Genomic DNA, 1,019 nt, shown 5'->3' on the forward strand with positions numbered 1-1,019 from the left:
AGCTCGGCCTCAAGGCCGAGATCCAGCAGCGTCACGTTGACGCGATCAGTCGAGGAACCATCGTCGAACCGGAACACGTACTCGCCGCCACCGAGGTTATCGGTGTCGTAATTGAATTCCGTACCAGGTGCGGTGCTGACCGTGTCGACACGGGTGCCCTGGTTGTTAGAGGCGTCTTGGTCGAACTCGAAGATGGCAATCTCCGTTGCCGAGCCAGCAGTGAACCCTTCAAGCCGGATAACCTCACCGGAGAAGGCTTCAGTGTCCGCGTCACCCTGACCGATGGTCGTTGAGGTTTCTTCGAGCGTCTTGAACTCGGACGTCTCTTCGTTGCTGAAGTCGTCCGTGAAGACGTGTTCGACACGGTTGTCGCTCGAGACATCGCTCGTGTTGAAATCGATGTCTAGGTTGAAGGTACCGTTGTGGGAGGTACCATCGGCAGAGGAGTCAGAGACGTTGAACGTGATCGTCTCGTCGTCCGCATTCAGGCTGACCTGATCGAGGGAGACACCAGTCGGGAGACTCGACGCGGTGATGTCCGTCGCCGCGTCGTCAATCTGGACGCCAGCAGCGAGCGCTTCGCTGATGTCGACCGTAACCTGGTTGTCTCCGTCGTTCGGGACACTGATGTCAACGGCCTGAGTCTGAGTGACCGGGCTGTCCTCTTCCGCGAGGTCAGCACCACTGGTCACGCTAACGTCCTGAACACCAGGCTCGACCGCGTCGAAGGTCGGCGACATGGTGGTAGACCCGTCGCCAACGGTGTACGAAACACCAGCAGCCGCCGAGAGGTCAGTCGTGTCGTGAGTGATGTCGACGGAGACGTTGGTGTTCGTGTCACTACCGTCAGTCGTCTGGACGACGACCGTGTTGTTGCTACTGAAGTAAGTAGCGTTGTCGATGGTGTCGTCACCAGGAGATGTCGCGCTGACACTCTGCGGAGCCGCACCAGCAGAGACAGCGGCACTCACGTCAATCGTAATCTTTGCGCCTGCAGTATCAGAGTCTACGGTTACTGT

The 1,019-nt window shown here is 58.4% G+C and carries 1 protein-coding gene; it reads right to left on the reverse strand.

Translation table 11 applies throughout. The features are described 5' to 3' along the window. Nucleotides 1-971, reverse strand: a 971-nt coding sequence (locus tag EXE45_RS16920) for a hypothetical protein (RefSeq protein ID WP_137695019.1), incomplete at its 3' end; no start/stop codon positions are given. Between the last annotated feature and the right edge of the window lie 48 nt (nt 972-1,019).

The sequence above is a fragment of the Halorubrum sp. SP9 genome (assembly GCF_005435015.1).
GTDB classification, from domain to species: Archaea; Halobacteriota; Halobacteria; order Halobacteriales; family Haloferacaceae; genus Halorubrum; species Halorubrum sodomense.